16 protein-coding genes and 1 pseudogene are annotated in these 17,737 nt (G+C 46.0%); 4 read left to right on the top strand and 13 right to left on the bottom strand.

Annotated elements, in window-relative coordinates:
* From BUA56_RS23490 to BUA56_RS21335, 10 genes are all read right to left on the bottom strand, one after another.
* On the bottom strand, window positions 1–203 hold a 203-nt coding region (locus BUA56_RS23490), incomplete at its 3' end, for a hypothetical protein (RefSeq protein WP_207650959.1).
* 47 nt (window positions 204–250) lie between these two features.
* Entirely contained in the window at window positions 251–1,876 is a 1,626-nt protein-coding gene (abc-f, locus tag BUA56_RS21375; protein WP_072854793.1) for a ribosomal protection-like ABC-F family protein, read from the bottom strand.
* A 315-nt stretch (window positions 1,877–2,191) separates the two neighbouring features.
* A complete protein-coding gene (locus BUA56_RS21370; protein ID WP_072854792.1) occupies window positions 2,192–3,019 on the bottom strand; it encodes a Cof-type HAD-IIB family hydrolase in 828 nt (275 codons plus the stop codon).
* Window positions 3,020–3,046: 27 nt separating this feature from the next.
* Entirely contained in the window at window positions 3,047–4,483 is a 1,437-nt protein-coding gene (locus BUA56_RS21365; RefSeq protein WP_072854791.1) for an aldehyde dehydrogenase family protein, read from the bottom strand.
* Between the two features lie 19 nt (window positions 4,484–4,502).
* A complete protein-coding gene (locus tag BUA56_RS21360; RefSeq protein ID WP_072854790.1) occupies window positions 4,503–5,555 on the bottom strand; it encodes a Bug family tripartite tricarboxylate transporter substrate binding protein in 1,053 nt (350 codons plus the stop codon).
* Window positions 5,552–7,054 carry a tripartite tricarboxylate transporter permease gene (locus tag BUA56_RS21355; protein ID WP_072854789.1) on the bottom strand — a complete coding sequence of 501 codons (1,503 nt, stop codon included), beginning with the start codon at window positions 7,052–7,054 and terminating at the stop codon, window positions 5,552–5,554. The genes BUA56_RS21360 and BUA56_RS21355 overlap by 4 nt, the downstream gene beginning before the upstream one ends.
* 16 nt (window positions 7,055–7,070) lie before the next feature.
* Window positions 7,071–7,580, bottom strand: coding sequence for a tripartite tricarboxylate transporter TctB family protein (locus tag BUA56_RS21350; protein ID WP_072854788.1), 510 nt, complete (start codon window positions 7,578–7,580; stop codon window positions 7,071–7,073).
* Between the two features lie 67 nt (window positions 7,581–7,647).
* Window positions 7,648–8,538, bottom strand: a complete 891-nt coding sequence (locus BUA56_RS21345) for a dihydrodipicolinate synthase family protein (protein ID WP_072854787.1) — start codon at window positions 8,536–8,538, stop codon at window positions 7,648–7,650.
* A 52-nt stretch (window positions 8,539–8,590) separates the two neighbouring features.
* A complete protein-coding gene (locus tag BUA56_RS21340) occupies window positions 8,591–9,541 on the bottom strand; it encodes a sugar kinase (protein WP_072854786.1) in 951 nt (316 codons plus the stop codon).
* A gap of 12 nt (window positions 9,542–9,553) precedes the next feature.
* The gene (locus tag BUA56_RS21335) at window positions 9,554–10,720 is read right to left on the bottom strand and encodes an iron-containing alcohol dehydrogenase (RefSeq protein WP_072854785.1); all 1,167 of its coding nucleotides are present in this window, start codon (window positions 10,718–10,720) and stop codon (window positions 9,554–9,556) included.
* A 378-nt stretch (window positions 10,721–11,098) separates the two neighbouring features.
* Here BUA56_RS21335 and BUA56_RS21330 point away from each other — a divergent pair, with 378 nt between their 5' ends.
* Window positions 11,099–12,028: a LysR family transcriptional regulator gene (locus BUA56_RS21330; protein WP_072854784.1), complete on the top strand. Its 930-nt coding sequence runs from the start codon at window positions 11,099–11,101 to the stop codon at window positions 12,026–12,028.
* 61 nt (window positions 12,029–12,089) lie between these two features.
* Here the strand turns inward: BUA56_RS21330 and BUA56_RS21325 are convergent, their stop codons facing one another.
* The 3 genes from BUA56_RS21325 to BUA56_RS21315 all read right to left on the bottom strand — a co-directional run bounded on the left by BUA56_RS21325 (window position 12,090) and on the right by BUA56_RS21315 (window position 14,934).
* Window positions 12,090–13,499, bottom strand: coding sequence for an alanine/glycine:cation symporter family protein (locus BUA56_RS21325; RefSeq protein WP_072854783.1), 1,410 nt, complete (start codon window positions 13,497–13,499; stop codon window positions 12,090–12,092).
* A 95-nt stretch (window positions 13,500–13,594) separates the two neighbouring features.
* Window positions 13,595–13,957 carry an MGMT family protein gene (locus BUA56_RS21320; protein WP_341443531.1) on the bottom strand — a complete coding sequence of 121 codons (363 nt, stop codon included), beginning with the start codon at window positions 13,955–13,957 and terminating at the stop codon, window positions 13,595–13,597.
* Entirely contained in the window at window positions 13,954–14,934 is a 981-nt protein-coding gene (locus BUA56_RS21315; RefSeq protein ID WP_072854782.1) for a pyridoxal-phosphate dependent enzyme, read from the bottom strand. The genes BUA56_RS21320 and BUA56_RS21315 overlap by 4 nt, the downstream gene beginning before the upstream one ends.
* Before the next feature lie 224 nt (window positions 14,935–15,158).
* On the opposite strand from BUA56_RS21315, the gene BUA56_RS21310 reads away from it, so the two are divergent.
* From BUA56_RS21310 to BUA56_RS23485, 3 genes and pseudogenes are all read left to right on the top strand, one after another.
* Window positions 15,159–16,385 (top strand): 6-phosphofructokinase, encoded by a 1,227-nt coding sequence (locus tag BUA56_RS21310; RefSeq protein WP_072854781.1) that lies wholly within the window; start codon window positions 15,159–15,161, stop codon window positions 16,383–16,385.
* A 90-nt stretch (window positions 16,386–16,475) separates the two neighbouring features.
* Window positions 16,476–17,411 carry a class II fructose-1,6-bisphosphate aldolase gene (fba, locus tag BUA56_RS21305; protein ID WP_072854780.1) on the top strand — a complete coding sequence of 312 codons (936 nt, stop codon included), beginning with the start codon at window positions 16,476–16,478 and terminating at the stop codon, window positions 17,409–17,411.
* A gap of 100 nt (window positions 17,412–17,511) precedes the next feature.
* Window positions 17,512–17,737, top strand: a pseudogene (locus tag BUA56_RS23485) (IS1182 family transposase); the annotation flags it as partial.

Genomic DNA, 17,737 nt, shown 5'->3' with positions numbered 1-17,737 from the left:
AAAAGTGAGCATGGGCAGAGAATGCACATCAAGCATTCTTTGCACATACGAACGGTGCTCCGGCGGGGATTCCGGTTTTGTCTTAGACTCTCTTCGCGACGGAGGTGTCCCCGGAACTTATGCCTTCCTCCCGCCTGAACCAGCCAGCCCGCTGCCGCGGGATTTCTCTCACCGTCCCCCTGCCACACAACACCTGCCGTCATGAAGCATCTTGAGCCGAAGTACACGTAGTTATATCCCTAAATTCCAATTATTTCCCCAATCGATAATATTCCTCCGTAACTCTCTCCAGCTCCTCTCTGATCTGCTCTACCCGCTCCCCTTTCTTTGGCGAACTTACTCTGGCAGTCAGTTCCATCATTTTCATATTCAGCAACGTCCTTTGCAGTTCCGCAGAATCCCCCGGCTTTTCCATCCTTTCTTTAGAAGTCTCGTACTCTTTCCAATTGCCTTCAAATGTCCGTATCTCACCCTTTTCGAAAAACAGAAAACGTTCCCCTGCTTCCTGAGCAAGACGTCTGTCATGGGTTACGAGCAGCAATGTTCCCTTCCACTGTTTTAACAAGGCTTCCAGGGCCTCTGCGGTATACATATCAATGTGATTGGTGGGTTCGTCCAGAATTAAAAAGTTAGCATCTGAGGCCAGCAGCTTTGCCAGCATCACCTTTGCCCGTTCTCCCCCGGAGAGTACAGACACTGGTTTTTCTATATCCCTGGATGTCAGATACAAGTTAGCAAGTATGGCCCTGATTACAGACTCCTTTTGGCTGGACGTAGACCGGACATTCTGCAGTACGGTTCTATCCGGATCCAAAGTTTCATGCTCCTGGGCAAAATACCCCAGCCTGGCTTGCGGGGAGAGGCGTACAGCCGGGTCCTGTTCGATTATTTTTCTGAGCACAGAAGTTTTTCCTGTGCCATTTGGACCCATCATGACCGTACATTTGTTAGCTGCTATTTTGAAACCGGCATCTTTTATGATCGTAGCTTTCCCATAAGCTATTTTAATGTGCTCTGCTGTGAGAGCATTTTTTCCCTCCATAGGATACTCCGCCCCCATTTTCATGGATATTTTGGGCAAGTCTTTTGGCTTTTCTTTCTTTTCCAGTTTATCCAGCCTTTTTTCTATTGCCTTGCCCCTGTTCTGCACATGTCCCTGCTGAATTGCAGCTGTGCCCTTGTACAGAATCCATTCACTACTGCCCATTCGTTTCGGCGGCCTTCTCATCCCCTCCGCCTCATGTTTAATCTGATGCATGGCTGATTCCAGGTGTTTTTTCTCTGTCTGGTACTGTTCATATTCAAACAGAGCGTATTCACGCTCTCTGTTTTTCTGTTCAGACCAAGCGGTAAAATTCCCCGGAAAGACCCGCAGCTCTTCGTCCCCAATCTCCCAGATGGTATCACATACCTGGTCCAGAAGGTATCTGTCATGGGATACCAATACAAACGCACCTTTAAAACCCTTCAGCATTTTTTCCAGAGTTTCAATTCCCTTTACATCCAGATTCGTTGTCGGTTCATCTGCAAATAAAAGCTTTGTCTCCCGGGAAAATGCCGCCGCAATGGCCAGCCTTGTCTTTTCTCCTCCGCTCTTGCAGGCAGAATCTTTAAGGTTCATACGGCTTAGAAGGTAAGCGCTGGTATCCCCTTCCGTCTCCTGCTCCTGAGTAATATAAGCAATACTGCACGATGCTTTAATAGTACCGGCATCGGCCTCTGTCTGTCCGCTGAGAATTTTGAGAAGCGTACTTTTTCCGCATCCGTTGGCTCCTACCAGGCCAATTCTGTCGTTTTCTCCGATTTCTAATTTATCAATAGAAAATAATTTCTGTATTCCGTATCCCTTTTCCAGATTATGTGCTTCTAATAACAAAAAAATCCCTCCTAAACGCTCTGTCCAGGAAAGATTTTTGCACACAAATAGAATGCCGGTATCTAACTATACCCGCAAAAATACCTGCAAGAAAAATCCGGTGCTGAACAGAGCAAAACAAATAAAAGGGCATCTACCCTTTTCATTACAAAGTTTCCTGTTGTTTGCTTGTTGTTCAGACCTTACATTCTCATTTTCCTGCAGATACCTCGTTCTTTCTTATATTGCTTGTAATATAGCATAACGGTTTCTGACTGTCAAGAGATCCGCAAAAGGCAGAAGGTTAATTTTTCTGCCTTTTGCGGATGCTAGATGCTATCTTCCTGTCACAAATCGTTCCAGCGCCAGGGCAACCCCCGCACGCTCATTGGATGCGGTAACATAATCTGCCTTCTCCTTTATCACGTCAGCGGCATTTTCCACAGCTACGCTAAATGCCGGCAGTGATATCATTGCTGCGTCATTCTCACTGTCTCCGAAAACCATAACCTGACTGAGGGGAATTTCTAAAAAGTTTGCTAGCCATTGAACAGCATTTCCTTTATCCGCTCTTTTATTTGTAAGCTCCAAATTATTATGCAAGGAAGAAGTGACCGCAATATCCCCTCTGCTTTCCAGCAGCACTCTTACTTCTTCTTTCACCCTGCGATCCGAAAAATACAAGTTGATCTTTTCAATTCCTGCCGCCTGCCTTCTTACATACTCTATCACATCATCCACGGCTTCTCTTGTTTTTCTTATCATGCCGCAGATCTCCGGCTCTATCCCATAATCCTCCAGGCGGCTCAGAAACCTGTCTTCCGACTTGCCAGTGCCGTCTGCAAATACGTCGTATAGAAAGGGGTACGGGGCTGCTGTCTCTAACACTTCTGCTGCCAATAAGGGGCTTAAAAGTTCTCTTTTTATCCACTTGTTTTCCCTCAAGTCAATAATCTCTGCACCGTTCGCCAGGATTGCATACCGCACCAGAGGCAGAAGTTTTCTGCATTCTTTGAGTCCTAAAAGATTCCTTCCTGTTGCCGGTATGATTTCGATTTCCATAGTTCTGCACTTTTTTAAGGCTTCCAGAGTCCTGTCAGATACTCTTTTCTTCTCATCCAGCAGAGTATGATCCAGGTCTGTAATAATCGCTTTTATCTCCATTGTCCCGTACCGTTTCCGCGATTAGCCTTAAGGCGTAACGGTAATTCGTTTTACATAGTAATATTCCTTCAGTGAATAAGAAGACCAGTCCTTTCCCACTCCGCTTTCCTTTATTCCTCCATGTGCATAGGGAAGGGGGGAGCCGCCGCCCCATACATTTACAATCACCTCACCAGCCTCCAGCTGTTCAGCCATTTCAAATGCCCGGTGCATATCATTGGTGTATACGTAGGCGGAAAGTCCGTACCTGGTATCATTTGCCAGGGCAATGGCATCCTGGGGAGAGTGATACGTTAGAACCGGGAGTACCGGGCCAAATATTTCTTCCTGGCATACCCGCATGCTGTTGTGTACCTGTGTGAGAAGTGCAGGCATCATATAATTCCCCTCCGGCCTGTCTTTCGGAATGTTTCCGCCGCACCGAAGTTTAGCCCCTTGTTTTACCGCCTCCCCAATGAGGCGCATCACCCTGTCCCTGTCCTCCGGGGTGATCAGCGGGCCCATAGTCGCCCCTTCTTCTCTGCCCCATCCCGGTTTGCAGGCCTCAAATTTTTTCTGCACAAGGCTGCAGAATTCCTCTGCCACGGATTCGTGCACAATTGCCCGGTTGACACTGGTGCACACCTGACCGCAGTTATTCATTTTCATGGAAGCAACAAAATCAGCCGCCTTTTCCACATCCGCATCCGGGAGCACCACTGCCGGAGCATTGCCGCCCAGCTCCAAAGAATACGTTTTGATACTGGAGCTTGACTCCTGTATCATCTTTCTGCCTGTCGCACTGGATCCAATCAAAGTAATCAGCCTGGGGATAGGACTCTGATTGAGCACTGTGGCTACTTCCTCTGATGGACCTGCCACAATATTAATGACTCCTGCCGGGAACTGGACAGAGGCGGCAATTTCCCCTACCTTCAGCGCTGACAGAGGGGTAAGAGAGGAAGGCTTTATTATGCAGGTACATCCGGAAGCCAGTGCAGGCCCCAGTTTTGCTCCTATATTCAGGAGAGGCATATTCCACGCAAGATGTCCCACCACAACCCCTAAGGGGCGGTATTCGTGGAGATGATAGGTGGCATGATTAGAATTATAATCGGGAGTGCTGATTCCGGTAAGACGCTTTGCCTCCTCCCAGTAAAAATCCAGGGCATCGATTAATATGTGATAATCTCTGGAAGCTGCAAACAGTGGTTTTCCTGTCTCCATGCTTAAGATATCTACAAGTTCCTCCTCCTTTTCCAAAAGCGCCTCTTTTAATTTATGAATCCAGTTTCCTCTTTCCGTAAGAGACAATGATGACCACGCCGCAAACGCCTTCTGCGCACTTTCCAGAGCGGACAGTGTCTGCTGTCTGTCTGCTGTTTTTAGCTGGCAGATCTCTTTTCCGGTACCCGGATTGAAAATACACTTTCCTCTGCCCTTCCCCTCTTCCAATTTTCCTCCGATATATTGGTAAAACTTCATAAATCTATTCCTCCTTTATTTATTTTGCCAGTCCTGCCTCCTCAAGAATGGGTACATAGGTATCTACCTCTTCCTTCAGCCACTCTGTATATTCGTCTGCACCTCTCCATATCATATTGGTGTTCTGGGAAGTGACATATTCCTTGTACTCCTCACTGTCCACTGCATTCTTGAACGCCTTTTCCAGCACCGCAATGACATCCTTAGGAGTACCTTTTGGCGCGACAAAGCCACGGGTTGAATACACCTCACAGTCCCATCCGGATTCCTTGGCTGTCGGGACATCCGGATAGCTCTCCTGTCTTTCCGCTGTAAGCGAGGCAATAAATTCTATGTCACCGGAATCCAGCTGGGCTATACAGTCCACAGGGCAGGATACTGCCACATCGATATCCCCATTTGCCAGCGTCAGGCCAAGTCCGACGCCGCCTCCAGCATTCGGCACTACATTGACTTCGATTCCAGCCACACTGCAGAACTTCAGAATGGCCATATGCCACATCCCACCGGCCTGTCCGGTTCCCCAGCTCAGTTCTCCCGGATGTGCCTTTGCATACTCTACCAGTTCCGGTAAATTTGTAAACCTTTCCTCCCCCTTTTTGATAAACAGAGAAGCTCCGTCAAAATTAACAGAACAGATTGCCTCTACGTCCTCTCTGGAAAGCTCGGAATATCCCAGAGCCTGCAGAGTAGCCAGATTCGTCATATTCATGGCAATGGTATACCCGTCAGCCTCAGAATCTGCCATCTGCTGCAGCCCGATGGAAGTAGAACCGCCTTCTACATTGGTACATACAAAAGGAACACCCAAATCCTTTTCCATAACAGAAGTCAGTACACGGGCAATCAGATCGCTTCCGGTACCTACGCCCTGGGGAATAATCACCTCTATTTTTTTGCCGGGATAGTCTGAACTCCCGTCTTCACTCTGTGCATCATTGTCCGGTGCCTCTTTCTGCTGTGCATCCTTTTCTGCCGCTGCGGCTTTTTCCCCGGAATCATTTCCACATCCGGCCATCATCATAACTGCTGCCGCTGCAATACCCACAAATTGAAAGAATCTTTTTTTCATTCTGCTTCCTCCTTTTTACTCTTGTTTGATTTCCTGGTTTTTATCACTTTTCTGGTTTTGGGGACAACAACCATAGCGATTGTCAGCGCCCAGAATACACAGGGAATCGGCCTGAAAAATATAGCATAATTCCCCTGGGACATGGTCAAAGCCGAACGGAAATTGGTCTCTGCAAGGGCTCCCAGTACCTGTCCCAGAATCAGAGCAGAGGTGGATATCCCTACTTTGTCCATGAAAAATCCCAGAATGCCGAAAATAACCATGACATAAATATCGAATACTTTATTAGAAGACGCGTAGGAGCCAATTACACATGCCATAAGAATCAAAGGCATTAAAATCTTTTTGTCTGTATTAATGAGCTTTGCAAACCAGCGGGCAGCCAGCAGCCCGATGATAATCATAAAAATATTAGCAATGATCGTATATACATAAACACTGTACACCACTTCCGGGGTCTCCTGAAAAATCATTGGCCCCAGACGTATCCCGTGAATGGCAAAAGCCCCCAGAATAATTGCTGTCACCGCATCCCCCGGAACCCCCAGAGCAAGCATGGGAATCAATGCGCCTCCCACAGTGGCATTGTTGGCACACTCCGGCGCCGCAATTCCTTCAGGAATTCCGGTCCCGAATTTTTCGGGGTGTTTGGAATTGCTTTTCTCACTGTTATATGCCACAAATGCGGCTATAGGGCCTCCTGCTCCCGGAAGCGCGCCTATGATAGTCCCGATAATCGAACAGCGCAGCAGCACTCCTTTTAGTTTTCCAAGTACCTCCCACCCGGGGAAAATCCTGTCAATTTTCTGCTGCTGTTTTTTTTCGGAATCAATCGTAAACAGCTGGTTCATTATCTCAGACACGCCAAACAAACCAATAAGTGCAGGAACCATGCCGATTCCGCTCATAAGATTCTGTGAACCAAAGGTGAATCTGGGGATTCCGGTAAGATTGTCCATCCCTATTGTAGTGATAAATACTCCGATGATTGCCCCTAAGAGCCCTTTCAGAAGAGAATCCGCTGACGCATTTGCAATTACGCAGAGCCCAAATACAGCAATTACAAAATACTCGGGATAGGTAAACTTTGCTGCAATCCTGGCAATGGCCGAACACCCCAGAATCAGAAAAATACAGCTCACAATTCCGCCGAAGAAAGATGATACCGTTGAAATCCCAATGGCCTTTCCGCCCTCGCCCCTGCAGGACATAGGGTATCCGTCCAGAGCAGTCATAACCGCAGAAGAGGTTCCCGGAATCTTCATTAAAATGGCAGATATGGAGCCTCCGTAAACACCGCCCACAAAAATCCCCAGCAGCATTGCTATGGCACTGCCTGATTCCATCCCAAAGGTAAAAGAAGTCAATACTGCCACAGCCATTGTGGCAGTCAATCCTGGGATAGAGCCAACTGCTATTCCCAGCACTACTCCTACCAGAACCAGACATATCGTCCCAAAAGACAAGGTGGAGAGAACCGATGATATGGTCGCCAGCATACACACACCTTCCTTTCTACAAAAATTGCATGGGGACAGATACCCTTAAGAATCTGACAAAAACCAGATAGACAAAGGCAATGGCGGCCGCCGGTATAAAAACAAGCCGTTTCCATCTCTTCTCCCCACAGACAAGCATAGTCAAATCCAGAAATATCCAGGTAGAAATCTCAAATCCCACCGGGCGGAGAGCTATGCCATATGCAATCATAAGGGCCGGAATAAGAATCATCCGGAATAATCCCCGCATATTGCTGCTAATCTTGTTCTTTAGCTGCGCTGCCCTGTACAGTTCTCTGTGAAAATAAGATATTTCTTCCGTCCCATATTTTCCTGACATCACCCGGTATATTTCTGTGCCCATAAGTATCACGGCTGTGACAGTAAAAAAGGCCGCGCAGCACAGAGGGAAAAAACTGGGTCCTGCAACTGCAAGACCACCCAGCATCGGCATCTGAATACTTTCAATATAGATGTAAACAGAAGCAATCAGCAATAAAACAGAAGTGATTACATTTCCAATCAATGTATTTCCTCCTTCCTCTTACATGGAGCAAATAGGCCTCCCAGCTCCTGGCAGACCTATTATACCTTTACCCGATAATCATCTTTGTCTCGACCAGTGCTTTCCGGATACGCTCCACCTCCTCTTCCGTTCTTGGAAGAAATGGTTTTTTCGGGATACCAATATCAATTCCCAGCATCGGAAGAACTGCATGGTAAAAGGGAACCGGAATACCAGAACCGGTCACGGACCGGAGAAGATTAGCCTTCAGCTGCATATCTCTGGCTTTCTGGAATGCACCGGCTTTGCAGGCATCATATATTTCTTTGATAAATTCGGGGAACGCATTGGACAATCCTGATACTACGCCGTGTGCGCCGCCCACAACTGCAGGCACAAGGTGGGTCTGCGATCCGATTAAGAAAAGGAACCCTTCTTTTTTAACTTTTGCCATGTAATCATAGAATAGGGCAATATCTGCCGAGCTGTCCTTTATCCCCTCTAATCCAATATCAGCCAATTTTGCCAGCAGATCTCCGCTGATACAGAAATTGGAATATTTTGGATTATTATAAGCAATGACCGGCAGATCTACTGCCTGAATCAAATCTCTGTAATATTGGATAATGACATCCTCTGTATGCCTGTAATAGCAGGGAGTCACTGCTGCCACAGCGTCTGCCCCCACTCTCTGGGCATGTTTTGCCAGCTCAATGGTGCTGTTGGTGTCCGTGCATCCTATCATCAGAATCACCGGTACTCTTCCTTTTGCCACAGCCATTACTGTCTCTGCTACTGTCTTGCGCTGCTCTGCCGTCATAATTGGTCCTGATCCATAGGATCCCCCCACAAACAGTCCGTCTACTTTGCCGCACAGATATTCTGTATATACTGTCAATTTTTGAGTATCAACCTCACCTGCTTCGTTAAAAGGGGTAATCACTGCCGGATACACTCCCGAAAATCTTTTTACATCCATAGGAATCTCCTCTCCTTATACATTTTCCACTGTTCCTTATCATCTTTCCTGGTTAACGGTTGCAGCTGACCTTGCCGCTCATAAACGCATCCAGCTCTTCTCTGCTGGGATAGGATTCTATATTTCCTTTCAGTGTGACGCTGAACGCCCCCACAGCATTTGCCAAAGCCAGGCATGTTTCCATCTCAGCGCCCTCCAGTACGCCGCAGAGATACCCTGCCGCAAATGCATCTCCTGCGCCGAAGGTATCCACTGCCCGCTCTGCCCGAAATCCCTTGGAATAGCACTTTTTTTTGTTCTCGTAGCCGATGCATCCCTGTTCTCCGATTTTTACCACCACAGTACCGGCCCCATATGCCATCATCTGCCTTGCGATTTCATCCGGATCCTCTGTTCCGTATAAGAGACGTCCCTCTTCCCGGCCCGGAAATACAATATCCGCATATTTCATGAGCCTGTTTGTTGTGCGTCTCGCCTGTTCCAGCCGCCACACTTTCAGACGAAGATTAGGATCGAAAGAAACCAGCAGGCCACTCTCTTTTGCCGCAGCCATGGCATATTCTGTTGTCTCCTCGGCTTCCTCGCTGAGTCCGGGCGTGATTCCGCTGACATGGAGGATTTTTCCGGATTTTAGATAGTTTAGGTCTATGAGATCCGGAGTCATTGTACTGGCTGCTGAACCCTTTCGGTAATAAAAGTTTCTGCTCTCCCCGTTTTCCAGTCTCTGCCTGAAGAATATACCTGTAGGTGCATTGTCATCCATCAATACCTGACATACCTCTACTCCTTCCCCTGCAACCGTATTTTTTATCTTTGCGCCAAATTCATCATTTCCCAATTTACTAATCCAGCCTGCGCTGTGATTAAGCTTCACCAGGGCCACTGCAGTATTCGTCTCTGCTCCGCCTATGTGACATTCATAGTTCTGGGAATACCGCAGCTTCCCTTTGCTCAGGCTGTCAAAGACTACCATGGTCTCACCTAATGTTATTACCTCCGGCATTTTACTTCCTCTCTACCTCAGGCCCTTCATGGCTTTTTTTGCAATCTCTACAAGGTCTTCCACCCTGGAACTTCTGGGATTAGAATAGATATTTCCGCTTTGATATGCCTTCTGCGCAATCTCCAGCAGTTCCTCTTCCTTTACTCCCCAGTCCTTTAGCCCCTGGGTAATACCAATGTCTGCATTCAGCCTCTTAACAGCCTCTACCGACTTTGCAGCTGCCTCCATAGGAGACAGCCCCTCCACATGTTCTCCTAAAAGCTTAGCTACCTCTATATACTTTTCTGTGGCGGCAGGGAGATTATATTCCATTACCCAGGGGAGCATAATTGCATTCACCATACCATGGGGTATCTTATACTTGGCGCCCAAAGGCATGGCAAAAGCGTGGGAAAGTCCTAATTTGCCCACATTAAAAGCCAGGGCCGCAATAAGGCTTCCCATCAGCATATCCTCCCGGGCGTCTATGTCATCTCCTCTGGTTGCCGCCTTTCGGAGAGCTCCTGCAATCAAACGCATAGCGTGATAGGAGAGCCCTTCTGATACAGGCTGTGTGGCCTTCGACACATAAGATTCCATTGCATGGCAGAATGCGTCCATGCCTGTAGCTGCAGTAACATGGGAAGGTACACTTAGGGTCAGCTCCGGGTCCAGAATCGCAGTATCCGGCATAATCTCCCAGCCGCCCACACTGGCTTTTATGTCTTTTTCTTTGTCCCCCACCACAGCCCAGAAGGTGACCTCACTTCCGGTTCCGGCGGTAGTCGGCACCGCAATTATGGGAAGAGGCTTGTTTTTTATGTTTCCAAAGCCAAGGTAATCAAAAATTTTTCCCTCGTTTGTTCCCATAACGGCTACATTTTTAGCCGTATCCATAGAGCTTCCTCCCCCGACTCCAATGACCGCGGTAGCCTTTGTCTCTTTCAGCAGCTTCACTGCCTCATCTACCCCTTTATAAGTTGGTTCCGGTTCCACATCATGGTAAATGCTATATGTAACGTTTCCTGCCTGCAAAGACTCTTCGATCGTTTTCAGCACACCGCTGGCATATACCCCCTGGTCTGTCACGATTACAACATTGTCGCTTCCCAGCTCTCTTACCTTTTCAGCGGTATGCATGGCTGCACCCCGGCCAAAAAACAATTCTGTTGGCATTTTATATGTATACAACTGACTCATACGTTCTCCTTTCAAACAACTGTACATAACCTTTCATTCTCCGCATTTCTGACAGTTAACTGGTATCATAAAAAAACTGCATATAGATTTCCCCTCCCTTCGTTAGTTCTGTAATCTTTTATCACAAAATAATTATGATATTTTTTTATCAATCAGAAGTTAATTCCTTGTATTTTTCGTTTTTTACAGAGTAAAATTTTCCATTTTTTGGTAATATTGCGCAACTATAGCTCTTTCATTTTGTGCTTTTTATATATATTGTATAATTTTAGTTTACACAAAGCTTGATAATTTGTCCAATTCCTATTATAATATATAAGTTATAACAATATTGTGATGTTATACCGTGCAACAGATAATTCACAGACAGGAGGAGCCATGTTTTATAAAAATTACGAATATTTTCTTACTATAGCCAAGTACCAAAGTATAACAAAAGCTGCCGATGAGCTTTATATTTCCCAGCCTGCCCTCAGCAACTATCTAAACCGTCTTGAGAAAAAGCTGGGAATCGCACTTTTTGATCACTCCTCGATACCGCTAAGGCTGACCTTTGCGGGAGAGCACTATCTGGAATATATAAATTCTCTGAATCATATGGAGAAAAAGCTGGAAGATGAATTTTCCGAGATACGGATGGAAAAACGGGGAAAGATAGCGGTTGGGCTCAGCCCCTGGAGAGCTTCCCATATGCTCCCAAGAGTGCTGCCCGATTTCAGCGAGAACTACCCGCACATCAATATACAGGCAGAAGAAGGGCTGGATCATGAGCTCTATAATTTTATTGAATGGAAAAAGGTGGATTTCAGTATAAAAAGCCTTATTCATCCCTCCCCCCAATTTCATTATGAAATTATAATGAAGGAACGCATTCTGTTGGCGGTTAACCTCCGCCACCCGATTCTAAAACATATTTCGTTTCAATATGATTACGATCCCAAACACGTCCCCCATTTTGATTTGGGACGCGCCAGAAATGAACGTTTTATATTTCCAAAGCCCACCCAGAACCTTTATCATGCAATTCAGGAGATCCTTATAGTAAATCAGATCGACGGAACAGGCTTTGAAACTGCCAACGTAGCCACTGCATTGAATCTGGTAGAAGCCAATTTTGGGATCACCTTTGTACCTGAGGCTTGTATTCTTCATTCGAACCCCTATCCCAGTATTGTATTTTTTACAATTGGTGAGCCTGTGCTTTTCTGGTACTTAACCGCAGTGTATAAGAAAAATGAATATCTTCCCAATATATGCCGCCTGCTGATAGAAGATTTTAAAAAGAATTATCAGACACCCTTTCCGTAAAACAAAAAAGACGCCCCTATATTTGTAGGAACGCCTTCGTTCGATAGACACGTTATTAATTTTATGCACTATCCTGTTCTTTCTGAACCGTGTTCAGATATTTTCTGGTAGCTGCTGTCACCTCCCCGCTTAATAGGGTGATCGCAATCAGGTTGGGGATCGCCATGCATCCGTTCATGGTATCCGCAAGCTCCCAGATAAATCCCGGAGCAGTGACACAACCCGGAAGAATCACCAGTATGTAAAGAAGCTTGTAAAAACGAATGTATCTTTCTCCCAGGAGATAGGTCACTGCCTGCACGCCAAAATATGACCAGCCCACAATGGTAGCAAAGGCAAACAGCACGATTGCAGCTGCCATAAACTTGCTCCCGCCTGGAATCGCTGTCTCAAAAGCCAGCCCCGTCAATGTCGTACCGTCAATGTTTTCAATGCCATTTACAATGTTCGAGAGACACTGGGCTTTGTCATATACCCCGGATGTAAGTATTACCAGAGCTGTAATTGTACACACAACCACGGTATCCGCAAACACCTCAAAGATTCCCCACATCCCCTGTACCACCGGTTCCTTTACATCAGATGCAATATGAGCCATCACAGAGGATCCAAGACCTGCCTCATTGGAAAAAATTCCCCTGGCAATTCCCATCTTCATGGCCTGACGCATTCCATACCCCAGTACGCCGCCGCCCACGGACCGCAGCTGAAATGCCTCTGTCAGTATTGTAGAAAACGCCTGGGGAATATTTCTCCAATGAACAGCCAGAACAAAAATACCGCCTGCCAGATAGAAGACAGCCATAAAAGGCACAACTTTTTCCGTTACCTTTGCCAGGCGTTTCACACCTCCGAGCAGCACCAGTCCAACAGCAGCCATTGAGAGCACTCCTGTCAGAACCGGCGGAACTGAGAAGGCCTCTTTCAGCCCCACAGCCATTGAGTTAGCCTGGGTCATATTTCCCATTCCCAAGGAAGCCAGAATACATAAAAAGGCAAACGCTGCAGCCAGCCATGGGCAGTGGAGCCCCTTTTCTATATACAGCATCGCCCCGCCCGTCCACTCTCCCTTTGAGTTTTTTCTCCGATAGCGGATTCCCAGAATGTTCTCTGCAAAATTCGTCATCATACCTAACAGCGCAGAGACCCACATCCAGAAAATTGCTCCCGGACCTCCTGCAATTATGGCAGTTGCCACCCCTGTAATGTTTCCCGTTCCCAGTGTGGCCGCCAGTGCTGTGCAGAAAGACTGAAACTGAGAAATGGCATGCTCATCATCTGTTTTTCGTACATTACGATTACGAAAAAGGGCAACAATTGTCCGTCCCATCCACAGCCTGATATGCGTGAATTGAAAAAATCCTGTACGCACAGTAAACAGAATCCCAACCGTCAAAAACATTACCAGCATCCCCGGCCCCCATATAAATCCATTCAGGCCGTGTACTGCATTTTTAATTAACTCTGCCATTACATATCCTATACTCCCTTGTCTGCTCCATCTATGTATATGCATACCCGGAAGATAAGATGACGTCAGGCTGCTTTTCACTTTTTTATAACCAGTTATTCATCCCCAAACAATCTTCTGAATTCCAGAGCGTCCTCCAGTGTATGCCTCCATCCAAACACCTTAAGCTCCACTCTATTCTCCTCTCCCACCTGCACCCCTTCTGATTCCAGCATCCTGCGCTGCATCCCGCTGTCAAAAAAGGCACTTGCCCCGGACAGATAGCCCTTATGATTTACCACCCTGTGTGCGGGCACCTCACCTGACAACGACCGGTTCAGTGCATAGCCCACCTGACGGGAGTTGTTAGGTTTGCCGCACAGCATGGCAATCTGTCCATAGGTCGCTACTTTTCCATAAGGAATTCTTCTGCATACAATCCCCACTCTTTCATAAAAATCCATCTTTTGTCCTGTCATATAAACCTATCCTTATGGGGAAAGGTCCCAAACTCTCCGCCTGTATGTATAAACAATACATTTCCGTACAGCAAGGGATTTTCCCTGTTGATTTCTGTTATCATTCCATGCATAGCCTTTCCCGTATATACCGGATCCAGAACCATACCAGTCTCTCTGGCGGTTTTTGCTATAAATGCAATCACCTCATCCGACGCAACTCCATACCCATCGCCTACATAATCATACGCAATACACACCTGATCCATGGATATCTCTTTGCCGAATTCAGCAAGTTCCATTCCCTCCCTGATAATATCTCCAACCCTTTTTCTTCCGTCAGCATTCTTGTCATAGATGTTAAAACCAATAATCTTCTTTTTGCTTTCGTAGTATTCATTTGCAGCATAGAGCCCTGCGTACGTCCCGCCGGATCCGTCGGTGACACAGATGGCATCAAAAGTAACCCCCATCTCCTTCTCCTGTTCTAAAATTTCCTCAAATGCCTGAAAATAGCCATACATCCCGATCCCATTGGATGCACCCTCAGGGAGGACATAACCTTTACAATCTTGCTCTTCATACCTCCTTTTTATCTCTTCCATAATCTCATTTCTCCGTGAAACATACGCCTCTTCAGAGATAAATGTCACCTTTGCTCCGAAAAGTATGTCCAGAAAATAATTCCCTTCCGGATCTTTTGGCTCACCTTTAAGAACCAAATGTGTTCTTTTTCCCAGACGGGCGGCAGCCGCGGCTGTAGCCCTGGCATGATTCGATTGTATCCCGCCGCAGGTAATAAAAACCTCCGCACCACTCTCAATCCCTTGTTTTAAGGCATATTCCAGCTTTCTTACCTTATTTCCGCTCATTTCAAAGCCGGTGAAATCATCACGCTTTATATATAATTTTGTGTGAGCCCTTGAGTAGCTCAAACCCTCAGGGACCATAATCGGGGTGGGCAAATTGGCAAGGAGCAGTTTTGATGGTTTGATCATAAATTCTTCCCTCCTGTTTCTTAAAATTATACCACGGCATTTTAAAATAAGAAATCTCTTTCCTATGATTACTGGGGACTGCATTTTTTCCAAAACAAAATTGTATAAATCTTGCTTTTTTCGTGCACAAACAATATTTATATGTTATAATTATAACAAATTTTATAGAAAGGAGTGCATGACACTACCACTCTAATACATAAAAGTCATGCAATGTTAAAAGTATGGGTAGCAAGAATTTAATCGTAGGCCAGTCTGGAGGACCTACTGCAGTTATCAACTGCAGTCTCTACGGCGTTGTTTCCGAAGCCTTCCGTCATGGTGACAAAATCGATCATGTATATGGTATGGTCAATGGCATTGAAGGTTTCTTAGCCGGTACAGTTCTGGATTTTGCAGAAGCGTTACCAGGCGAATCCTTAAAAGGTCTGACCACTACTCCTGGCGCATATCTTGGTTCCTGCAGATATAAACTGCCGGAAAGTCTGGAAGATCCTGTATATCCTGAACTGTTCAAAAAGTTCGAAGAAATGAATATTGGATATGTATTCTATATCGGCGGAAATGATTCCATGGATACGGTAAGCAAGCTTTCCCGCTATGCTGCACAGATCGGAAGCGATATCCGGGTGATGGGTGAGCCAAAGACTGTAGACAACGACCTGGTGATGACAGATCATACGCCTGGATTCGGAAGTGCTGCAAAATATGTGGCATCTACTGTTCGCGAGATTGTAATTGACGCGAACGTTTATGAAAAGAAGTCCGTTACAATTGTAGAGATTATGGGACGCCATGCAGGATGGCTGACAGCAGCCAGTGTACTTGCAAGGAAATTTGTGGGTGACAACCCTCTCCTGATTTACCTCCCCGAAGTTGCATTCGATGTAGATAAATTTTTAGCCAAAGTTGAGGAATGCCTGGAGAAGAATCCAAATGTTATCGTCTGTGTTTCCGAAGGAATTAACGATGGCAAAGGCACCTTTATCTGTGAGCTGGATAACAACGTTGGTGTTGACAGTTTCGGCCATAAGATGCTGGCAGGCTGCGGCAAATATCTGGAAAACTTAGTAAAAAACAAACTTGGCGTAAAGGCACGTTCTGTAGAACTTAATGTTTGCCAGCGCTGTTCTTCTTCTATGATGTCAGGAACTGACCAAAAAGAGGCAATCGGGGCCGGAGAATTCGGCGTACGCGCGGCATTAAAAGGTGAAACCGGTAAGATGATATCTTACGTGAGAAAAAGCGATCTTCCATACGCAATCGCATACGGGCTGGAAGACGTGAATCAGATTTGTAATGAAGAAAAAACCGTACCTCTGTCATGGATTACCGATGACGGTTCAAACGTAAGTGAAGAGTTCATTCGCTATGCCCTTCCGTTAGTGCAGGGCAGCGTTGAAGTTCCTGTTGGTACAGACGGACTTCCTGCTTTCGTTTCCCGCAAATAATTATTCGTACAGATACGTTACCAAGCAGCTGACACATGGCAAGTATGCAGCTGCCTGATATAAATTTATTCAAAGAAAGGATGAATACCAATGGCATTAGTAACCACAACCGAAATGTTTAAAAAAGCCTACGAAGGAGGCTATGCAATCGGTGCATTTAACGTAAACAACATGGAAATCGTACAGGGTATCACAGAAGCTGCCGGAGAATTAAATTCCCCACTGATCCTTCAGGTATCCGCAGGCGCCAGAAAATATGCTAACCATACCTACCTTGTAAAATTAGTAGAAGCTGCTTTGATCGAGAATGATATTCCCATCGCTCTTCACTTAGATCACGGCGCAGACTTCGAAATCTGCAAATCCTGTATCGACGGCGGATTTACCTCCGTTATGATTGATGGTTCACATCACTCTTTTGAAGACAATATCGCTGTAACTAAGAAGGTTGTTGAATACGCTCACTCAAAAGGTGTCGTAGTTGAAGGTGAACTTGGAAAATTAGCAGGCGTGGAAGATGATGTTAAAGTATCTGATGCAGATGCAGCTTATACACATCCGGACGAAGTAGAAGAATTCGTTTCCCGCACAGGCGTTGATTCCCTGGCAATCGCTATTGGAACAAGCCACGGCGCATTCAAATTCAAACCAGGCCAGAAGCCAATGCTTCGTTTCGACATTTTAGAAGAGATCACAAAACGTCTTCCAAACTTCCCAATCGTACTTCACGGCGCATCTTCCGTATCTCAGGAATACGTAAAAATCATTCAGGAGAACGGCGGTAACTTAGCAGACGCTATCGGTATCCCGGAAGATATGCTTCGTCAGGCAGCACGCTCTGCTGTTTGTAAGATCAACATTGATTCAGACCTTCGTCTGGCAATGACAGCTGGAGTACGTGAAGTATTATGGAACAATCCTGCTGCATTCGATCCAAGAGAATACCTGAAAGTAGGACGCGCTAATGTTAAATCATTAGTAGCTCATAAGATTACCAATGTATTAGGAAGCGATAACAAAGCTTGATTTCCAAAAGGGGGCTGTGAAAAAAGTCCCGTAAAAAAAGAACGCTTTCAGGTATACAAACCTGGAGGCGTTCTTCTTTTTGTGGTAAAATTAATCTACTATGAACAATAATACCGAGAAATATTATACCGCAAAACAGGGAAGGCTGCCACTGTTTTTTTCGGATTGTCTGGATCTCTGTGATCCAGTATTAGCATTTGACAGAATCATGGAGGAGATTGGAATAGAAAGATATCTTAGGCCAGAGCCCTCACATAAACTGGGCCGGCCCGGATATAATCGGGTCAACATGCTAAAGACAGTCCTGTTCGGCTTTATGGACACTG

Origin of the sequence: Lactonifactor longoviformis DSM 17459 (assembly GCF_900129135.1) — a bacterium.
GTDB classification, from domain to species: Bacteria; Bacillota; Clostridia; order Lachnospirales; family Lachnospiraceae; genus Lactonifactor; species Lactonifactor longoviformis.
This window is presented reverse-complemented; position numbering and strand designations above follow the sequence as displayed.